This window comes from Duganella sp. Root198D2 (assembly GCF_001428585.1).
In the GTDB taxonomy this organism is placed as follows: domain Bacteria; phylum Pseudomonadota; class Gammaproteobacteria; order Burkholderiales; family Burkholderiaceae_D; genus Rugamonas.
Window position 1 is genome coordinate 57,052 of the sequence record NZ_LMIC01000007.1, and the last position, 18,685, is coordinate 75,736.

Consider the following 18,685-nt stretch of genomic DNA (forward strand, 5'->3'; position numbering starts at 1 on the left):
GCATTTAGAAATGAAAGCCATTGCCCTCGCCCTCGCAGCGCTCTGCTGCACCAGTCTCCCGCTCCACGCCCAAGACAACCGCGCTCCTGAAATTGCCACCGGCTGGCAGGAGAAAGCCGGGTGGTCCGCGCAAAAATTCATGGTCGCCGCAGCCAACCCGCTGGCCACCGAAGCCGGCTACCAGATGCTGAAACAGGGCGGCTCCGCCGTCGACGCCGCCATCGCCACCCAGCTGGTACTGACCCTGGTCGAGCCGCAATCCTCCGGCATCGGCGGCGGCGCCTTCATGATGCATTGGGACGGCAAGAAAGTCCGCTCCTTCGACGGCCGCGAAACCGCGCCCGCAGTCGCCACCGAAACGCTGTTCCAGGACGCCAGCGGCAAGCCGTTGCCGCGCGCGGATGGCGTCGTCGGCGGCCGTTCGGTCGGCGCGCCCGGTGTGCTGCGCATGCTGGAACTGGCGCACAAGGAGTATGGCAAGCTGGCCTGGCCCAAGCTGTTCGCGCCTGCCATCAAGCTGGCCGAGGACGGCTTTGCAGTCAGCCCGCGCCTGAACGCTTTGCTGACCAGCGAACGCTACCTGCAGCGCGACCCGGTCGCTGCCGCCTATTTCTTCGATAAGGACAAGAAGCCCTGGCCCGTCGGCCACGTCCTGAAAAATCCGGCCCTGGCCAAGACGCTGCGTGAGATTGCCGCTGAAGGCGCCGATGCTTTCTACCGCGGCCACATCGCACGCGACATCGCCGCCAAAGTGCAGGGCCATCCGAGCAATCCCGGCGGCCTGACGGCAGCCGATATCGCCGGCTACAAGGCGAAGGAACGCGAGCCGCTGTGCGCCGACTACCGCGTCTACACGGTTTGCGGCATGCCGCCGCCATCGTCCGGCGGCGTGGCGATCGCACAGATCCTCGGCATCCTGGAAAACAGCAGGATCGGCGACTACGCGCCGGTCAACGGCGTGATCACGGCCGACGCCATCCACCTGATGTCGGAAGCCGAGCGCCTGGCCTACGCGGACCGCAACCGCTACGTGGCCGACACCGACTTCGTGCCGCTGCCCGGCAAGGGCGCCAGCGGCCTGCTGGATAAATCCTACCTGCGCCAGCGCGCCACCCTGATCGGCGAGCGGTCGATGGGCCGCGCCCGCGCCGGCGTGCCGGCCGAAGTCAAAGTGGCCTGGGGCGACGATACCGCGCTGGACAAACCATCCACCTCGCACCTGGTGGTGGTGGACGGCTTTGGCAACGGTATCTCGATGACGACATCGGTGGAAGACGCCTTCGGCTCGCGCCAGATGGTGGACGGCTTCCTGCTGAACAACCAGCTGACCGATTTCTCGTGGGATTCGGCCGATGAAAACGGCCCGGTCGCCAACCGCGTGCAGCCGGGCAAGCGCCCGCGCAGTTCGATGTCGCCGACCCTGGTGTTCGACAAACAGACGGGGAAACTGGTGCTGGCTGCCGGTTCGCCGGGCGGCTCGACCATCATCAACTACGTGGCCAAGGTGCTGGTCGGCACGCTGGATTGGAAACTGAACGTGCAGCAGTCCATCAGCCTGCCCAATTTCGGCAGCCGCAATGGCCCGACCGAGGTTGAAGCGGGCAGGGTGCCGGCTGAAGTGGTGGAGCAGCTGAAAGCGCGCGGCCACGAAGTGCGCCAGGTCGAAATGAACTCGGGCCTGCAAGGCTTGCAGCGCACGCCGGCGGGCTGGTTCGGCGGCGCCGATCCGCGCCGCGAAGGCATCGTGCGCGGCGAGTGACGGGCGCGCGACAGGCTAAGGGCGGGCGGGGCGCCAGGCATTCCCGCCCCGCAGCCAGCATGTTACCCTTGATAAATGGGCATGAAAAAGAAAACGGGCTTGATCCTGACGGGCGGCGGCGCCCGTGCGGCTTACCAGATTGGTGTTTTGCAGGCGATCTCCGAAATCCTGTGGGAAGAGGGATGGCCGCCGGCACGTAATCCCTTCCAGATCATCTGCGGCACTTCGGCTGGCGCCATCAACGCTACCGCCCTGGCCTGCCGTGCCGACAACTTCGGCGAAGGCGTGCAGAAGCTGCTCGATGTGTGGAGCAATTTCGAAGCGAACCAGGTCTACCGCGCCGACTCGCTGGGCGTGCTGCGTTCCGGTGCGCGCTGGTTGTCGCTGCTCTCATTCGGCTGGCTGTTGCGAAAATGGCGGGCGACGCCGCCGCAGTCGCTGCTCGATAACACGCCGCTGGTGAATCTGCTGCACCGGATGCTGGACCTGCCGCGCCTCGACAACTGCCTGCAGGAGGGCCTGCTGCACGCGGTTGCCGTCACCGCCTCGTCCTACACCGGCGGCCAGCACATCACCTTCTACCAGACCGCCGCTGAAATCGCGCCCTGGGTGCGGATGCAGCGCGTGGCCATGCAGGACCAGATCGGCGTCGAGCATTTGCTGGCGTCGTCGGCGATTCCCTTCATCTTCCCGGCCACGCCGCTGTACATGGGCGGCCACCTGGAATTTTGCGGCGACGGTTCGATGCGCCAGCTGGCGCCGATTTCGCCGGCCATCCATCTTGGCGCGCAGAAGGTACTGGTAGTCGGTGCCGGCCGCCTGACCGAACCGCCGCGCCAGATGACGGAAACGCCGCGCTACCCAAGCCTGGCGCAGATTGCCGGCCACGCCATGTCCTCCATCTTCCTGGACGGGCTGGCGGTCGACATCGAGCGCCTGAACCGCGTCAACCAGACCCTGTCCGTGCTGCCGGAGGAGTTGCTGGCCAAGACCCCGCTGCGGCCAGTGGAACTGCTGGTGATTGCACCGTCGGAACGGCTGGACGACCTGGCGGCGCGCCATATCGGCAGCCTGCCGGCGCCGATCCGCACCATGCTGTCCGGGATCGGCGCCACCGAAGCGCGTGGCTCGGCGCTGGCGTCCTACCTGCTGTTTGAATCGAGCTACACCCAGGAGCTGATCCGCCTTGGCCAGCGCGATACCCAGGCGCGGCGAGCCGACGTCCTGGCATTTTTCGGGTCGTGATGGCGACAAATAGTAAAATGGCAGCTTTTGCCCCGCTTCTTCCTGGTTATTGACCCCTGTGGCTGGAAATGTACGTCGACTGATCACGCGCCTGGCCGCACTGGCACTGGCTTGCACGCTCGCCCTCCCGGCGCTGGCGGCGCCGCCGCGCACCCTGCGTTTCGAGCAGCTGGACGTGGACGACGGCCTGGCGCAGGAATCGGTGTTGGCGATTATGCAAGACCGCCAGGGCTTCATGTGGTTCGGCAGCCAGGCAGGCCTGAGCCGCTTCGACGGCTACAAGGTCACGGTCTACCGCAATATCGTGGGCGACCAGCGCAGCCTGGCCGAGAACTGGGTTGGCGTGCTGCACCTCGATCCGCGCGGGCGCATGTGGGTGGGCACCGACGGCGGTCTTGACCTGTTCGATCCCAAGACCCAGGCATTCACCCACCACCTGCCGCGCGAGCCGGAAAAGCGCGGCAGCGGCAACCGCCATATCAAGGCCATCATCGACGACGGCCGCGATGGCCTGTGGATCGGCACCGCCGACGGCCTGCAGCACTTCGATCCGGCTTCGGGCAAGTTCGTCATTTACCATCATGAACGCACCGAAGCGGACAGCCTGGGGCATGACCAGGTCAACGCGCTGGCGCGCGACAAGCAGGGCAGGCTGTGGGTTGCCACCTCGGCCGGCGTCGACATGCTGGAGGCCGGCGCGCGCAATTTCATCCACTATCCGCTGAAGGCAGCCGGCGCACGCGGCGCGCAGTCCTTGCTGGTGGACCGCGACCAGGTGCTATGGGTCGGCACGCAGAACGGCATCGAGCGCTGGACGCTGGACGGCAAGTATCCGCAGCGGCGCGTGCTGGGGGCGGCGGAAGGCCTGCCGCAGAGTACCGTCAAGCGCATCTACCAGGACCAGGACGGCACGCTATGGGTCGGCAGCCAGACCGGCGGCCTGTTCCGCTGGCGCCAGTCGGACGACCGTTTCGTGCAATACCGCCACCAGCAGGGCGACCCGCACAGCATTGCGGACAACTATGTGTTTTCGCTATTCCGCGACAACGTCGGCACCTTGTGGGTCGGCACCTGGTATCGCGGCGTCAGCCGGGTCGACCTGGGCAGCGGCGGCTTTGCGCGCCTGGTCAAGGATCCGGGCCAGCCGTTTACGCTGACTGACAACAAGGTGCGCGCCTTGCTCGACGCCGGCGACGGCAAGATCTGGGTCGGCAATAGCGATGGCCTGAATTACTACGACCCGGTGACCGGCAAGACCGTGCTGTATCGCACCGGTACCGGCAGCGACAGCATTGAGTTCCAGGTCACGGCCCTGATGCATGACCCGCGCGACCGTAACGTGCTGTGGGTCGGCAGCCGCAACGGCGTGCGCCGCTTCGATATCAAGGCGCGCCGCTTTGGTCCGCTGATGCTGTCGCACGGCGATCCGGAGAACGACGTGATCCGCTTCCTGTTCGGCGATCGCGAAGGCATGGTCTGGGCGTCCGCCCGCAACGGCCTGCACCGCATCGACCCGTCCAGCAATGGCGTGCTGACCTTCCGTCACGATCCGGCCGACGTCCACAGCCTGGCCGACAGCGTCTCGCGCCCGGTGCTGGAAGACCGGCGCGGCAATCTGTGGATCGGCACCTTCAATGGCCTTGACCTGCTGGACCGCAAGACCGGCCGCTTCACGCACTTCCGCAACAACCCGAACGACGCGGGCAGCTTGAGCCACAACGAGGTGCACTACCTGTTCGAGGACGACGACGGCATGCTGTGGATCGGCACCGCGGCAGGCTTGAACCGCATGGAGCGGCGCCCGGACGGCAGCGTGCACTTCCGCCGCTTCCTGCGCAAGGACGGCCTGGCCGACGATGCGATCGCCGGCATCCTGCCGGACCGTGGAAAGTACCTGTGGCTGTCCACCAATACCGGCATTTCCCGCCTCGACATGGGTAATGGCCAGGTGCGCAATTATTCGGGCGTGGACGGCACTATCGAGGGCGCCTATTTCGACGGCTCCGCCTTGCGCGCGGCCGATGGCACGCTGTACTTCGGCGGCTTTAACGGCATCACCGCATTCGATCCGCAGGAAGTGCGGGAAAACAGTTCGGCGCCGACCGCGGTGATCACCGATTTCCAGATCTTCAACAAGCCGGTGCGCCCGGGCCAGGGCGGCGCCAACAGGGGCGTGCTGCAGCAGGCCATCGAATACACCAGTTCCTTGTCGCTGCGCGAAGGCGACTCCGTATTCTCGCTGGAATTCGCGGCGCTGCACTACGCCGCGCCGCAGCGCAACCGCTTTGCCTACCAGCTGGTCGGCTTCGACAAGGACTGGGTGGTGACCGATGCGGGCAAGCGCTTCGCGACCTATACCAACCTCGACCCCGGCACCTACCAGTTCCGCGTCAAGGCAGCCAACAAGGACGGCATCTGGAACGACAATGCCGCCACGCTGGAAATCAATATCGCGCCGCCGTACTGGAAAACCTGGTGGTTCCGGCTTTGCATGCTGGTGGTGGCGATGGGCGGCGCCTGGGCCGCCTACCATATGCGCGTGCGTGCGCTGCGCAGCCAGCAGCTGCAGCTGGAAAAACAGGTCAGCTTGCGCACGGCCGAGGTGGAACTGAAAAACCAGCTGCTGCAGGAGCAGAAGCGCGAGCTGGAGCAGCGCGACAAGCACCTGTCGCTGGCCAAACAGCGGGCGGAAGACGCTACCCGCCAGAAGTCCGAATTCCTGGCCAATATGAGCCATGAAATGCGCACCCCGCTGGCCGGCGTGATCGGCATGCTGGGCTTCGCGCTGCGCGACAACGCGCTGGCCGAGCGCACGCGCGAACAGATCGAGCGCGGCCAGGGCAATGCGCAGTCGCTGCTGGGGATCATCAATGACCTGCTGGATTTCTCCAAGATCGAAGCCGGCAAGCTGCATATCGAAACGATCGACTTCGCGCTGGCCAGCATGGTGGAAAACGTGGTCAGCCTGTTCGCTGAACAGACCATGTCCAATATGGTCGGCTTCGAAGTCGACTTCGCGCCGGATCTGCCGGAATTCGTGGTCGGCGACCCGACCCGCCTGCGCCAGGTGCTGGTCAACCTGGTCGGCAACGCCTTCAAGTTCACTGAGCGCGGCAAGGTGTCGCTGCGGGTGGAGCGCGAGAGCAGCGGGCCGGAAGGGCACCGCATCCGCTTTGTGGTGGAAGATACCGGCATCGGCATTCCGCCGGACGCCTTGCCGCGCCTGTTCCAGAAGTTCGAACAGGGCGACACCACCACCACCCGCCGCTACGGCGGCACCGGCCTTGGTTTGGCGATCAGCAGCCAGCTGGTGGAATTGATGGGCGGCTCGATCGATGTGGTCAGTGCCCCGGGCGCCGGTTCCAGCTTCGCCTTTACCGTTCCGCTGCGCAACGGCGTGGCGCCGCCGCTGGCGCCGCATGTCGCGCGCGAGCCGCACTCGCATCAGCTGCGCGTGCTGTGTGCGGAAGACTTCCCGACCAACCAGATCATCGTACGCATGATGCTGGAAGACCTGGGGCATAAGGTCGATATCGCCGGCAACGGCGCGCTGGCGCTGGCCGCCTGCGCCCAGCAGCGCTATGACCTGATCCTGATGGACGGCCGCATGCCGGAAATGGACGGCTCCACTGCCACGCGCCTGATCCGTTCCGGCGGCCCGCGCGAAGCGCCGGTGCTGGATCCGCACCTGATGATCGTGGCCCTGACGGCCAACGCCAGCGACGAGGACCGCAGCCGCTACCTGGCGGCCGGCATGGATGATTTCCTGACCAAGCCGATCGACGAAGGCGCGCTGCACATGCAGCTCGAACGCGCTATCGAACGCCAGCTTGCGCGCGGCATGAAGCTGCCGCGGATGCGGGCCAGCAATGAAGAACGCCCTTCGGTGGCGGAGCTCGATGCCATGTTCGGCGTGTGCGACCTGCCGCCGCCGGCGCCGATGCCGGGCCAGGCCGGGCAAGCCCTCAAGCTGCGCCTGCGCGATGCCTTCATCGCCGACTTGCCGGGTCGCCTGCGCGAAATGGACCAGGCACTGGCTTCAGCCGATGCCGATGCGGCCGGGCGCCTGTTCCATGGCATGAAGGGCAGCGCCGCCTATCTGGACGAGGCCGAGCTGCATGCGCTGTGCGGTGAACTGGAACGCGCTGCGGATCGCGCCATGTGGCCGGCGATCCGCGAAAAGCTGCCGCGCCTGCGGCTGCTGCTGGAACACGTCGTATCCCCAACGCGTCACTAAAATAAAAGCGGAGAGAGAATGAAAGTATTGGTAGTCGACGACGATGTAGTCTCACGCATGGTGCTGATGCACCTGATCGATGGTTGCGGCAAGTTCGAAATCGTCGAAGCGGAGGATGGCGCCGACGCCTGGCAGCAACTGGAGGAAGGCGTGCGCCCGGGCATCGTCTTCTGCGACCTGCGCATGCCGCGCCTGTCCGGCATCGAGCTGCTGCAGCGCGTGCGCGGCCATGGCGACCTTGCCGAAGTGCCCTTCGTGCTGGTGTCTTCCGCCACCGACAAGGAAACAGTGCAGCAGGCCACCCTGGCCGGCGCCACCGGCTATATCGTCAAGCCGTTCCAGTCGGAGCAGGTGCGCGCCCACCTTGGCGCCTTCCTCGACCAGGCGGCCAACGGCTACGAGCACCGGGCGGAGGAGCCGGCAGCCACCCTGGTGCGGCTGGGGATTGCCGCCGACCGCCTGCTGGTCTACCTGACCGGTTTCCAGAACCAGCTGACTGCGGCCGGCAACGAGATCAATGCACTGCTGGCGCACGACGAGCAGGCCGAGGTTCGCGTGCGGCTGGAGCGCCTGCATACCGGCTGCGCCACGCTGGGCCTGTACGGCGCTGCAGCATCGCTGAAGCCGTTGATGGGCGGCCACACCAGCAACGAAGCCGTGCAGGCGGCGCTGACGGACGTGATCCGGGCGGTGCTGCACCAATCCTCGCTGGTACGCCAAAGCTGAACAAGCAGGCCTTGCGGTAAATATAGTTTAAGTTTAAAGTAGTCTGCACCGCAGGCTGTACTTTCAACTGAACCTTACCCAGGCGACCATGAACAGACCCACTGCAGCAGAACCGAGCGCGCATCTCGACCAGTTCGCGCGCCAGCACCTTCCCCCGGCTGACCAATGGCCGGACCTGGTGTTCGACCTCCCCGAGTTGCAGTATCCGGCGCGCCTGAACTGCGTGGCCGAGATCCTCGATAAGGCCGTCGCTGCCGGCGGCGGCGCGCGCCTGGCCCTGCGCGGCGACGGCATCAACTGGAGTTATGCGCAACTGCAGCAGCAGGTCGACCGTATCGTCAATGTGCTGCGCGGCCCAATGGGGCTGGTGCCCGGCAACCGGGTGCTGCTGCGCGGCGCCAACCACCCGGTGATGGCTGCTGCCGTGCTGGCGGTGCTCAAGGCCGGACTGATCGCCGTTCCCACCATGCCGCTGCTGCGCGCGCGTGAACTGGGCGTCATCATGCAGAAGTCGCAGGTGCAGGCGGTGCTGTGCGCCCATGCCCTGCGCGAAGAGATTGAAGCGGTGCCAAACCGTCCCGAACGTACCCTGTGGTTCAATGTGCCGGCCGATGCGCAGGCCGGCCTTGCGCCGGAACGCTCGCTTGATGCGCTGATGGCAGTGCAGCCTGCGAGCGCAGCGGCGTGTGACACCGCGGCCGACGACATCTGCCTGATCAGCTTCACCTCCGGCACCACCGGCGTCCCCAAAGGCACCATCCATTTCCAGCGCGACGTGCTGGCCATTTGCGACTGCTTCCCGCGCCATATCCTCAAGTCGGGCGCCGCTGACCTTTTCATCGGCACGCCGCCGCTGGCCTTTACCTTTGGGCTTGGGGGCCTGCTGCTATTCCCGCTGCGCGTGGGCGCCGCGGCTGTGCTGCTGGAAAAGCTGACGCCGGAAACGCTGCTGCAGGCGATCGAAAAATACAGTGCCACCATCTGTTTTACCGCGCCCACTTTCTACCGCCAGATGGCGGCCCTGGCCGGCAAGTACGACTTGTCCAGCCTGAAGAAGTCTGTCTCGGCCGGCGAAGCCTTGCCGGTGGCGACGCGCGAAGCCTGGCAGCAAGCCACAGGGCTGCGCATGATCGACGGCATTGGCGCGACAGAGATGCTGCATATCTTCATTTCCGCTGCCGGCGACGATATTCACCCGGGCGCCACCGGCAAGCCGATTCCCGGCTATCGCGCCTGCGTGCTCGATAACCAGGGCGCGCCGGTTGGCCCCGGCATCGTCGGCCGCCTGGCTGTGAAAGGGCCGACCGGCTGCCGCTACCTGGACGATCCGCGCCAGCGCGACTATGTCCTGAATGGCTGGAACCTGACCGGCGACGCCTATGAAATGGATGCGGACGGCTATTTTTTCTACCGCTCGCGCACCGACGACATGATCATCTCCGCAGGCTACAACATTGCCGGCCCCGAAGTGGAAGACGTCCTGCTGCGCCATGCTGCCGTGGCGGAATGCGGCGTGGTTGGCAAGCCCGATGAGGAGCGCGGGCAGATCGTGGAAGCGCATGTCGTGCTGAAGCCCGGTTTTGAAGCGTCGGCCGAAATGGCGGCGCAGCTGCAGGACTTCGTGAAGGAACAGATCGCACCGTACAAATACCCGCGTTCGATCCGCTTCCTGTCGTCGCTGCCGCGCACTGAAACCGGCAAGCTGCAGCGCTTCAAACTCCGTAGCACCTGAGGAATCGCATGAATATCGTTTGTATTGGCGGCGGCCCTGCCGGCCTGTATTTCGCCCTGCTGATGAAGAAGCAGGATCCGACGCACCGCATCGTCGTGGTGGAGCGCAACCGGCCTTACGATACTTTCGGCTGGGGCGTGGTGTTTTCCGACCAGACGCTGGGCAACCTGGTGGCGGCCGACGAGAAGACGGCGCGCGAGATCCTGCAGTCCTTCAACCATTGGGACGATATCGACGTATTCTTCAAAGGGCAGAAGGTCACTTCGGGCGGCCACGGTTTCTGCGGCATCGGCCGCAAACGCCTGCTGAATATCCTGCAGCAGCGCTGCGAAGAGCTGGGCGTGGAACTGGTGTTCGAGACCGATGTGCAGGACGACCAGGAGCTGGCGGCGCACTATGACGCCGACCTGGTGATTGCCTCGGACGGCCTGAATTCGCGCGTACGCACCCGCTACGAAGCGGCGTTCCAGCCGGTGATCGAAGCACGCCAGTGCCGCTTCGTGTGGCTGGGAACGACCCGGAAATTCGATGCCTTCACCTTCGACTTCCAGCAAACAGAGCACGGCTGGTTCCAGGCGCATATCTACCAGTACGACGGCGAGACCTCGACCTTCATCATCGAGACGCCGGAATCGGTGTGGCGCGCAGCCGGGCTGGATGACATGTCGCAGGAAGAAGCGCTGGCCTGGTGCGAGAAACTGTTCGCCGAGCGGCTGGACGGGCACAAGCTGATGTGCAATGCGGCCCACTTGCGCGGCTCGAACGTGTGGATCAAATTCCCGCGTATCGTGTGCCGGAACTGGGTGCACTGGAATGACGGCGTGCCGGTGGTCCTGATGGGCGATGCCGCGCACACCGCGCATTTCTCGATCGGATCCGGCACCAAACTGGCGCTGGAAGATGCGATCGAACTGGCGCGCTGCTTCGACACGCGCGGCAGCGTACGCGAGGCGCTGGACACCTACCAGGAGGTGCGAGCTGTCGAAGTGCTGAAGATCCAGAGCGCCGCCCGCAATTCGATGGAGTGGTTCGAGAACGTGCAGCGCTACACCGCCATGGAAGCGCCGCAGTTTGCTTACTCGATGCTGACCCGCAGCCAGCGCCTGTCGCATGAAAACCTGCGCGTGCGCGACAAGGGCTACGTGGCCGGCTTCGAGCGCTGGCAGGCCGAACGCGCTTTTGCGCAAGCCGGGCTTGCGGCGCCCGTGCTGCCTGCGGGGCGCTCGATTCCGCCCATGTTCACCCCCTACAAAGTGCGTGGCCTGGTCTTGAAGAATCGCATCATGGTGTCGCCGATGGCGCAGTACAGCGCTGTCGACGGCTGTGTCGGCGACTGGCACATGGCCCACCTGGGTGCGCGCGCGATGGGTGGCGCAGCACTGGTGATGGCGGAAATGACCTGCGTCTCCGCCGACGCCCGCATCACGCCATCCTGCCCCGGCATGTATGCTCCGGCCCACACGATGGCCTGGAAGCGTATCGTTGATTTCATCCACCAAAGCACGGACGCCAGGATTGGCCTGCAGCTTGGCCACGCCGGCGCCAAGGGCTCGACCCGCGCCATGTGGGACGGCATCGACCTGCCGCTGGATACAGGCAACTGGCCGCTGGTGGCGGCTTCGCAGCAGCAATACCTGGCAGGCGTGTCGCAAGTGGCGCGCACCGCGAGCGGGGAAGACATGCGCCGCATCGAAGCCGATTTCGTGCGCGCAACGCTGGCCGCGGAGGAGGCCGGATTCGACTGGCTTGAGCTGCACTGCGCGCACGGCTACCTGCTGTCATCCTTCATTTCGCCGCTGACCAATGAGCGCGGGGACGAGTACGGCGGCTCGCTGGAGAACCGCTGCCGCTTCCCTTTGCGTGTGTTTAAGGCCATGCGGGCTGCATGGCCGGCGCATAAGCCGATGAGCGTGCGCATTTCGGCGCATGACTGGGTGGAAGGCGGCATTACGCCGGATGATGCGGTACGGATTGCGCGCCTGTTCAAGCAGGCTGGCGCCGACATGATCGACTGTTCGTCGGGGCAGGTCAGCAAGCTCGAAAAGCCGGTTTTCGGCCGCATGTTCCAGACGCCGTTTGCGGACCGCGTGCGCAATGAAGCGGGGATTCCAACGATTGCGGTGGGCTCGATCTTCGAGGCCGACCATGCCAACGGCATCATCGCCGCAGGCCGTGCGGATCTTTGCGCGGTAGGGCGGCCGCATCTCGCGAATCCCGCCTGGACGCTGGGCGAGGCGGCCAGGCTTGGCTACACGCCCGTGACCTGGCCGAAGCAGTACCTGGCCGGCAAGCAGCAGCTTGAGCGCAACCTTGAACGGGAACGCCAGCAGGCAGCCGCCAGCGCCGGGCTGTCGCCGCAGCAGGTGGCGGCCAAATTGCTGGAGGGTTGAGTGATGCAGCTCACCGGCCACCACGCTTTCATTACCGGCGGCAGTCGCGGCATCGGCCTCGCCTGCGCGCGGGCGCTGCTGGCACAGGGCGCCAGCGTGACCATCGCCGGCCGCGATGGCGCTTCGCTCGCCGCCGCCGCAGCGGCGCTCGCGGCACAAATCGATGCGTCGAGGGTGGCAACGTGCGTGCTGGACGTGACTGATGAAGCAGCCGTCCACACAGCAATCGCCGCAGCCGCGCAGCAGCTCGGCCCCATCACCATCCTGTTGAACAATGCAGGACAGGCGCAGCCCGCGCCGTTCGCGAAAACCAGCAGCCGGCATTGGCAGCAAATGCTCGACGTGAACCTGACCGGCGCCTTCCACTGCACGCAGGCGGTATTGCCGCAGATGCTGGAAAAAGGCTGGGGCAGGATCATCAACATCGCCTCCACCGCCGGCCTGAAAGGCTACAAGTATGTCAGCGCCTATGTCGCCGCGAAACATGGTCTGGTCGGCCTGACCAAGGCACTGGCGCTGGAACTGGCGACCAGGAACATCACGGTGAACGCCGTCTGCCCCGGCTACACCGAAACCGACATCGTGCAGGATGCCGTCGCCAACATCATGCAGAAAACCGGCCGCAGCGAAGAGCAGGCGCGCGCCGAACTGGCGGCCGGCAACCCGCAGCAGAAACTGGTGCAGGTCGAAGAAGTCGCCAGTGCCGTGGCCTGGCTCTGCCAGCCGGCCTCCAGCGCAATGACCGGCCAATCCATCGCCGTCGCCGGCGGTGAAGTCATGTAAGGAAACCAGAACGATGCAATTAGACCTGGAAAGCCGCCTGACCAACGACCACCACCAGTCGCTGAAACTGTGGCTGCGCATGCTCTCCTGCACCAACAAGATCGAAACCGAGATCCGCAGCCGCCTGCGCAGCGAGTTCGGCATCACGCTGCCGCGCTTCGACCTGATGGCGCAGCTGGAGCGCCATCCCGAAGGATTGCGCATGGGCGAACTTTCCAAGCGCATGATGGTCACCGGCGGCAATATCACCGGCATCACCGACCAGCTGGAGCAGGAAAACCTGGTGGCCCGCGTGCCCGACCCGAAAGACGGCCGCGCTTTCAGCGTCAAGCTTACGCACGCCGGCCGCAAAGCTTTCGCACAGATGGCCGAGGTCCACGAAAGCTGGGTCGCCGAACTGCTGCAAGAGATTTCGCAAGAAGACAAAGGACAGCTGATCGAGCTGCTGTCGCAAATGAAGGGCCACCTGTACGCCCGCGAACAAAAGGACAAACCATGAAATACCTGCAAGGGGAACCGCAACACCTGCCAGGCAACCGCGCGCAACTCGCCGGCTACCAGGCCAGGCACTTCCAGTTCACGGTGGAGCAAGGCGTCGCCACGCTCACCCTGGACCGCCCTGAGCGCAAGAATCCACTCACCTTCGACTCCTACGCCGAGCTACGCGAATTGTTCCGCGCCCTGGCGTATGCCGACGACGTCAAGGTCATCGTTATTGCCGGCGCCGGCGAAAACTTCTGCTCCGGCGGCGACGTGCACGAAATCATCGGTCCGCTGACCAGGCTGGATATGCCCGGCCTGCTGGCCTTCACCCGCATGACCGGCGACGTGGTGAAAGCCATGCGCGCCTGCCCGCAGCCGGTAATCGCCGCCATCGATGGCGTATGCGCCGGCGCCGGCTCCATGCTGGCCCTGGGCTCCGATATCCGCCTCGGGACGGAGCGCAGCAAGACCGCCTTCCTGTTCACGCGCGTCGGCCTGGCCGGCTGCGACATGGGCGCCTGCGCCCTGCTGCCACGTGTGATCGGCCAGGGCCGCGCGGCCGAATTGCTGTACACCGGCCGCTCGATGTCCGGCACGGAAGGCGAGCGCTGGGGCTTCTTCAACAGCCTGCACGCGCCTGAAAGCCTGCTCGCTGCGGCGCAAGCCTTCGCGCAAGGCCTGGCGAGCGGTCCAACCTTCGCCCACGGCATGACCAAGAAGATGCTGCAGCAGGAGTGGAATATGGGCGTTGACGAAGCCATCGAGGCGGAAGCACAGGCGCAAGCGATCTGCATGGCCACCAACGACTTCCATCGCGCCTACCACGCCTTCGTGGCGAAACAGAAACCGGTATTCGAGGGCGATTGAAATGGCCGATAAATCCTATCTTGGCTGGCCCTTCTTCGAACAGCGCCACGCCGCGCTGGAACGCGAACTCGATGCGTGGGCCGCCGGCCATGTGCGCGACGCGCACGGCAGCGACACCGATGCCCAATGCCGTTCCCTGGTACGCGCACTGGGCGACGCGGGCTGGCTGCGCCACGCCATCGGCGGCACCGCATATGGCGGCGCGCTCGATGCCATCGATACCCGCGCCATCTGCCTGATCCGCGAAACCCTGGCGCGCCACAACGGGCTGGCCGATTTCGCCTTCGCCATGCAGGGCCTGGGTTCCGGCGCCATCAGCCTGTTCGGCAGCGACGCCAACAAACAGGCCTACCTGCCGCGCGTCGCGCGAGGCGAAGCAATCGCCGCCTTCGCCTTGTCCGAGCCGCAGGCCGGCTCGGACGTCGCCGCCATGCAGTGCGCCGCCGTGCGCGATGGCGAGCATTACGTGCTCGATGGCGAAAAGACCTGGATTTCCAACGGCGGCATCGCCGACTTCTACGTGGTTTTCGCCCGCACCGGCGAACAGCCCGGCGCACGCGGCATCAGCGCCTTCATCGTCGACAAGGACGCACCAGGCTTCGGGATCGCGGAGCGCATCAACGTGATCGCACCGCACCCGCTGGCACGCCTGAAGTTCAGCAACTGCCGCATTCCCGCCAGCCAGCGCCTGGGCGAGGCCGGGCAGGGCTTCAAGGTAGCGATGGCAACGCTGGACGTGTTCCGTACCTCGGTCGCCGCTGCCTCACTGGGCTTGGCCCGCCGCGCGCTGGACGAAGCGCTGGCGCACGCCCAAAGCCGCAAGATGTTCGGCCAGACCCTGGCCGACTTCCAGCTGACGCAAGCGAAGCTGGCGCAGATGGCCACCGGCGTTGATTCTTCCGCCTTGCTGACCTACCGCGCCGCCTGGCAGCGCGACCAGGGCCGGAAGGTGACGAAAGAAGCCGCCATGGCCAAGATGACCGCCACCGAAACGGCGCAGCAGGTGATCGACGCCGCCGTGCAAATGTTCGGCGGCCTGGGCGTGGTCAGCGAGCATCCGGTCGAGCGCCTGTACCGCGAAATCCGCGCGCTGCGGATTTATGAGGGCGCCACCGAAGTACAACAATTGATCATCGCGCGCGAACTGCTGCGCGAAGGCTAAGGAGTATCCATGCAAGTATTACAACCGCCGGGCTGGGCGCGTCCACGCGGCTATTCCAACGGCATCGCGGCCACCGGCCGCATGGTCTTTGTCAGCGGCATGATCGGCTGGGATGCAAATTGCGAATTCCAAACAGATGATTTCGCCGGACAAGTACGCCAGGCAATCGAGAACATCCTGACCGTACTGAGAGAAGCAGGCGGCGGCCCGGAGCACATTGCCCGCATGACCTGGTACGTGGTCGACAAGCACGAATACATGGGCGCCTACCGGGAGATCGGCGCCATCTACCGTGAGTTGATCGGCAAGCACTATCCGGCCATGACGGCAGTCGAAGTTGCTGGGCTGCTGGAGGCGCGTGCAAGGGTAGAGATCGAAGTCACGGCAGTCGTGCCCGCGTAGTTTTAACGAAGTGATATAGTCCGGCCGTGGAGGTGCAATGCCATGGCTAAACTTCTCGCGCGCCTGATGGGCGCTATCTTTCTGCTGGTACTATCGACGGCGCAAGGCGCAACGCCGCTATTGACTGATGCGGAGATCGCCCAGCTATCGACCTGGCTGGGTAATGGCCCGATCCGGCTGGAGCGCTTATATAAAAAGCGCGATGGGCAAACCGCAGCGGATTTCCACGCGGCAGTGGACGGCAAGGGCCGTACCTTTACCGTGATGGAAGCCACCAATGAGCTTGGGCAAATGTTCAAGGTGGGCGGCTACAACCCGCAAAGCTGGGATTCGTCCGGGAAATTCCACATCACGACCGAAGATGAAAAGCGCACCGGCTTCCTGTTCAACCTGACGTCGCGCCAGATGCATCGCCAGACACCGCGCACTTACGCGCTGGATACGGTCGGTTCCTTCCAGACCTGGAACGATGCCAGGACCGGACCGGTATTCGGCGCCGGTCACGACTTGTACGTGCCCTGGGACCTGACCAACGGCGGCTATTCGATCATGTATTCCTACATCGATCCCGAGCGCAGCAATTTCGATTCCAGCCTGCTCGATGGGCGCGACTACAAATCACCCAACGTCACCTACGGCGACATGGAAGTGTGGCGGATATTCGCGGTGCCGGAAGCGGGCACCTGGATGATGCTGCTGTCCGGGCTGTGCTTGATTGCGTACGTACGGTGCCGGTCTCCAGCAGTGGTCAAGATAATTGCCAAATAGGTAATTGTAGACTAGTGCATTGCGGACCTGTTTGTTCCCGCTTTAACCGCGCGGTTGCTGTTGGTCCCCCCGACTGGAATCGAACCAGTATCCCACGCTTAGGAGGCATGTGCACTATCCATTGTGCTACGGGGAGGACGCAAAGCGAGCGCAATTATAGCTGACGGGCTGGCAACAGGTAAAATGCGTCTTTTCCCGTCACACATCGCACCCCAATGGCTGTCATCTCATTAACATCTGCACAACTGGCTTTTGGCCACCATGCCCTGCTGGACCACGCTGAATTTTCCCTCGAAACCGGGGAGCGGGTCGGCCTGATCGGGCGTAACGGCACCGGTAAATCCTCCCTGCTGAAGATCATTGCCGGCATCCAGAAGCTGGATGACGGCCTGCTGGTCATGCAGCAGGGCCTGAAAGTCGTCTACGTCGAGCAGGAGCCGCAATTCGAGGCTGGCCAGAGCGTGCACGACGCGGTGGCATCCGGCCTGGGCGAGTTGCCGGCACTGCTGAAAGAATACGATGAGCTGACCGGCAAGTTCGGCCAGGGCGATGATGATGCGCTGATGGAGCGCATGCACGACATCCAGGTCAAGCTGGATGCAGGCGATGCCTGGAACCTGAAAAACAAGGTGGAAACCGTGCTCGGACGCCTGAACCTGGATGGCGCGGTGCTGATCGAAACCCTTTCCGGCGGTACCAAGAAGCGCGCTGCGCTGGCGCGTGCACTGGTCGGCGCCCCGGATGTGCTGCTGCTGGATGAACCGACCAACCACCTGGACTTCAACTCCATTACCTGGCTGGAATCGCTGCTGCGCGATTTCAAGGGCAGCATCCTGTTCATTACCCACGATCGTTCCTTCCTGGACAATGTGGCGACCCGCATCATCGAACTCGATCGCGGCAACCTGATGTCCTATCCGGGCAATTTCACCACCTACCAGGTGCGCAAGGCGGAACAGCTGGCCGTCGAGGAAATCGAGAACGCCAAGTTCGACAAAGTCCTGGCGGCTGAAGAAGTCTGGATTCGCAAGGGCGTCCAGGCGCGCCGCACGCGTGACGAAGGCCGTGTGCGCCGGCTGGAGCGCTTGCGCGAGCAGCGCGCCGCACGCCGCGACCAGCAGGGCCAGGTGCGCCTGGAAGTCGGCACCGGCGAGCGTTCCGGCAAGATCGTGGCGGAGCTTGAGAACGTGAGCAAATCCTACGGCGCCAAGAGCATCGTCAAGGACTTCAGCTCGATCATCATGCGTGGCGATAAATTCGGCCTGATCGGTCCCAATGGCGCCGGCAAGACCACGCTGCTGAAACTGGTCCTGGGCGAAGAGTCGGCCGACAGCGGCACGATCAAGCAGGGCACCAAGCTGCAGGTGGCGTACTTCGACCAGATGCGCGCCCAGTTGAACGACAACGCCACGCTGGCCGACACCATTGCGCCGGGTTCCGACTGGGTCGAGATCAATGGCCAGCGCAAGCACGTGATGAGTTACCTGGGTGACTTCCTGTTCGAACCGCAGCGCGCGCGTTCGCTGGTCAGCTCCCTGTCCGGTGGCGAGCGCAACCGCCTGCTGCTGGCGCGCCTGTTCGCCAAGCCAGCCAACGTGCTGGTGCTGGACGAACCAACCAACGACCTCGACATCGATACCCTGGAACTGCTGGAAGAATTGCTGGAGGATTACGCCGGCACCGTCTTCCTCGTCAGCCACGACCGCACCTTCCTCGATAACGTGGTCACGCAAGTGATCGTTGCCGAGGGCGAGGGCAGGTGGAAAGAATACGTGGGCGGCTACAGTGACTGGGAGCGCGTGCGCGATGCCAGTGCTGCGGCACAGGGGGCGAAAAAGAACGAAGCGAAGCAGGCCCCTGCGGCAGTCTCGGCGGCCCAAGCGCCAGCGCAGGCAAAAGGCAAAAAACTCAGTTACAAAGAGCAGCGTGAGCTGGAAGAGTTGCCACAACTCATTGCCAAACTGGAAGATGAGCAGACTGCGCTGAACCTCGCGCTGTCCGATCCGGACTTCTATAAGAAGACGCCGGCGGAAGCGAAGCGCCTCAACGAGCGCGTTGCGCAGATTGAGGAAGAGCTGATGAATGCGCTGGAACGTTGGGAAGCAATCGAAGGCCGCAACAACGTTTGATG

At 64.5% G+C, this 18,685-nt stretch carries 13 protein-coding genes and 1 tRNA gene; 13 read left to right on the plus strand and 1 reads right to left on the minus strand.

From position 1 onward, the window contains the following. Positions 1 to 10 precede the first annotated feature (10 nt). From ggt to ASE26_RS09280, 12 genes are all read left to right on the plus strand, one after another. Positions 11 to 1,759 (plus strand): gamma-glutamyltransferase, encoded by a 1,749-nt coding sequence (gene ggt / locus ASE26_RS09225; protein WP_055937218.1) that lies wholly within the window; start codon positions 11 to 13, stop codon positions 1,757 to 1,759. A gap of 75 nt (positions 1,760 to 1,834) precedes the next feature. After that, the gene (locus tag ASE26_RS09230; RefSeq protein ID WP_055937221.1) at positions 1,835 to 3,004 is read left to right on the plus strand and encodes a patatin-like phospholipase family protein; all 1,170 of its coding nucleotides are present in this window, start codon (positions 1,835 to 1,837) and stop codon (positions 3,002 to 3,004) included. A 58-nt stretch (positions 3,005 to 3,062) separates the two neighbouring features. Further along, on the plus strand, positions 3,063 to 7,241 hold the full coding sequence (locus ASE26_RS09235) for a hybrid sensor histidine kinase/response regulator (protein ID WP_229207288.1): 4,179 nt from the start codon (positions 3,063 to 3,065) through the stop codon (positions 7,239 to 7,241). A gap of 18 nt (positions 7,242 to 7,259) precedes the next feature. Further along, positions 7,260 to 7,967: a response regulator gene (locus ASE26_RS09240; protein ID WP_055937224.1), complete on the plus strand. Its 708-nt coding sequence runs from the start codon at positions 7,260 to 7,262 to the stop codon at positions 7,965 to 7,967. Positions 7,968 to 8,055: 88 nt separating this feature from the next. Next, positions 8,056 to 9,699 carry an AMP-binding protein gene (locus ASE26_RS09245; RefSeq protein ID WP_055937227.1) on the plus strand — a complete coding sequence of 548 codons (1,644 nt, stop codon included), beginning with the start codon at positions 8,056 to 8,058 and terminating at the stop codon, positions 9,697 to 9,699. Between the two features lie 8 nt (positions 9,700 to 9,707). After that, a complete protein-coding gene (locus ASE26_RS09250) occupies positions 9,708 to 12,089 on the plus strand; it encodes a bifunctional salicylyl-CoA 5-hydroxylase/oxidoreductase (protein ID WP_055937230.1) in 2,382 nt (793 codons plus the stop codon). 3 nt (positions 12,090 to 12,092) lie between these two features. Beyond that, positions 12,093 to 12,872, plus strand: coding sequence for an SDR family NAD(P)-dependent oxidoreductase (locus tag ASE26_RS09255; RefSeq protein WP_055937233.1), 780 nt, complete (start codon positions 12,093 to 12,095; stop codon positions 12,870 to 12,872). A gap of 13 nt (positions 12,873 to 12,885) precedes the next feature. Next, positions 12,886 to 13,371, plus strand: coding sequence for a MarR family winged helix-turn-helix transcriptional regulator (locus ASE26_RS09260; protein ID WP_055937236.1), 486 nt, complete (start codon positions 12,886 to 12,888; stop codon positions 13,369 to 13,371). After that, positions 13,368 to 14,222 carry an enoyl-CoA hydratase family protein gene (locus ASE26_RS09265; protein WP_055937239.1) on the plus strand — a complete coding sequence of 285 codons (855 nt, stop codon included), beginning with the start codon at positions 13,368 to 13,370 and terminating at the stop codon, positions 14,220 to 14,222. The genes ASE26_RS09260 and ASE26_RS09265 overlap by 4 nt, the downstream gene beginning before the upstream one ends. Position 14,223: 1 nt before the next feature. Then, positions 14,224 to 15,384, plus strand: a complete 1,161-nt coding sequence (locus ASE26_RS09270; protein WP_055937242.1) for an acyl-CoA dehydrogenase family protein — start codon at positions 14,224 to 14,226, stop codon at positions 15,382 to 15,384. A gap of 9 nt (positions 15,385 to 15,393) precedes the next feature. Then, complete coding sequence (locus ASE26_RS09275; RefSeq protein ID WP_055937246.1) at positions 15,394 to 15,786, plus strand: RidA family protein; 393 nt, start codon at positions 15,394 to 15,396, stop codon at positions 15,784 to 15,786. A 42-nt stretch (positions 15,787 to 15,828) separates the two neighbouring features. Beyond that, a complete protein-coding gene (locus tag ASE26_RS09280; RefSeq protein ID WP_055937249.1) occupies positions 15,829 to 16,554 on the plus strand; it encodes a PEP_CTERM-anchored TLD domain-containing protein in 726 nt (241 codons plus the stop codon). Between the two features lie 61 nt (positions 16,555 to 16,615). Here the strand turns inward: ASE26_RS09280 and ASE26_RS09285 are convergent. Next, positions 16,616 to 16,690 (minus strand) — tRNA-Arg (locus tag ASE26_RS09285). A gap of 79 nt (positions 16,691 to 16,769) precedes the next feature. Here ASE26_RS09285 and ASE26_RS09290 point away from each other — a divergent pair. Beyond that, positions 16,770 to 18,683, plus strand: coding sequence for an ATP-binding cassette domain-containing protein (locus tag ASE26_RS09290; protein ID WP_055937252.1), 1,914 nt, complete (start codon positions 16,770 to 16,772; stop codon positions 18,681 to 18,683). Positions 18,684 to 18,685: the final 2 nt, after the last annotated feature.

Coding starts and splice junctions, on each gene's coding strand:
- ASE26_RS09280 (WP_055937249.1), top strand. CDS start 15,829: ATGGCTAAACTTCTCGCGCGCCTGATGGGCGCTATCTTTCTGCTGGTA.
- ASE26_RS09260 (WP_055937236.1), top strand. CDS start 12,886: ATGCAATTAGACCTGGAAAGCCGCCTGACCAACGACCACCACCAGTCG.
- ggt (WP_055937218.1), top strand. CDS start 11: ATGAAAGCCATTGCCCTCGCCCTCGCAGCGCTCTGCTGCACCAGTCTC.
- ASE26_RS09255 (WP_055937233.1), top strand. CDS start 12,093: ATGCAGCTCACCGGCCACCACGCTTTCATTACCGGCGGCAGTCGCGGC.
- ASE26_RS09240 (WP_055937224.1), top strand. CDS start 7,260: ATGAAAGTATTGGTAGTCGACGACGATGTAGTCTCACGCATGGTGCTG.
- ASE26_RS09250 (WP_055937230.1), top strand. CDS start 9,708: ATGAATATCGTTTGTATTGGCGGCGGCCCTGCCGGCCTGTATTTCGCC.
- ASE26_RS09270 (WP_055937242.1), top strand. CDS start 14,224: ATGGCCGATAAATCCTATCTTGGCTGGCCCTTCTTCGAACAGCGCCAC.
- ASE26_RS09290 (WP_055937252.1), top strand. CDS start 16,770: ATGGCTGTCATCTCATTAACATCTGCACAACTGGCTTTTGGCCACCAT.
- ASE26_RS09245 (WP_055937227.1), top strand. CDS start 8,056: ATGAACAGACCCACTGCAGCAGAACCGAGCGCGCATCTCGACCAGTTC.
- ASE26_RS09275 (WP_055937246.1), top strand. CDS start 15,394: ATGCAAGTATTACAACCGCCGGGCTGGGCGCGTCCACGCGGCTATTCC.
- ASE26_RS09265 (WP_055937239.1), top strand. CDS start 13,368: ATGAAATACCTGCAAGGGGAACCGCAACACCTGCCAGGCAACCGCGCG.
- ASE26_RS09230 (WP_055937221.1), top strand. CDS start 1,835: ATGGGCATGAAAAAGAAAACGGGCTTGATCCTGACGGGCGGCGGCGCC.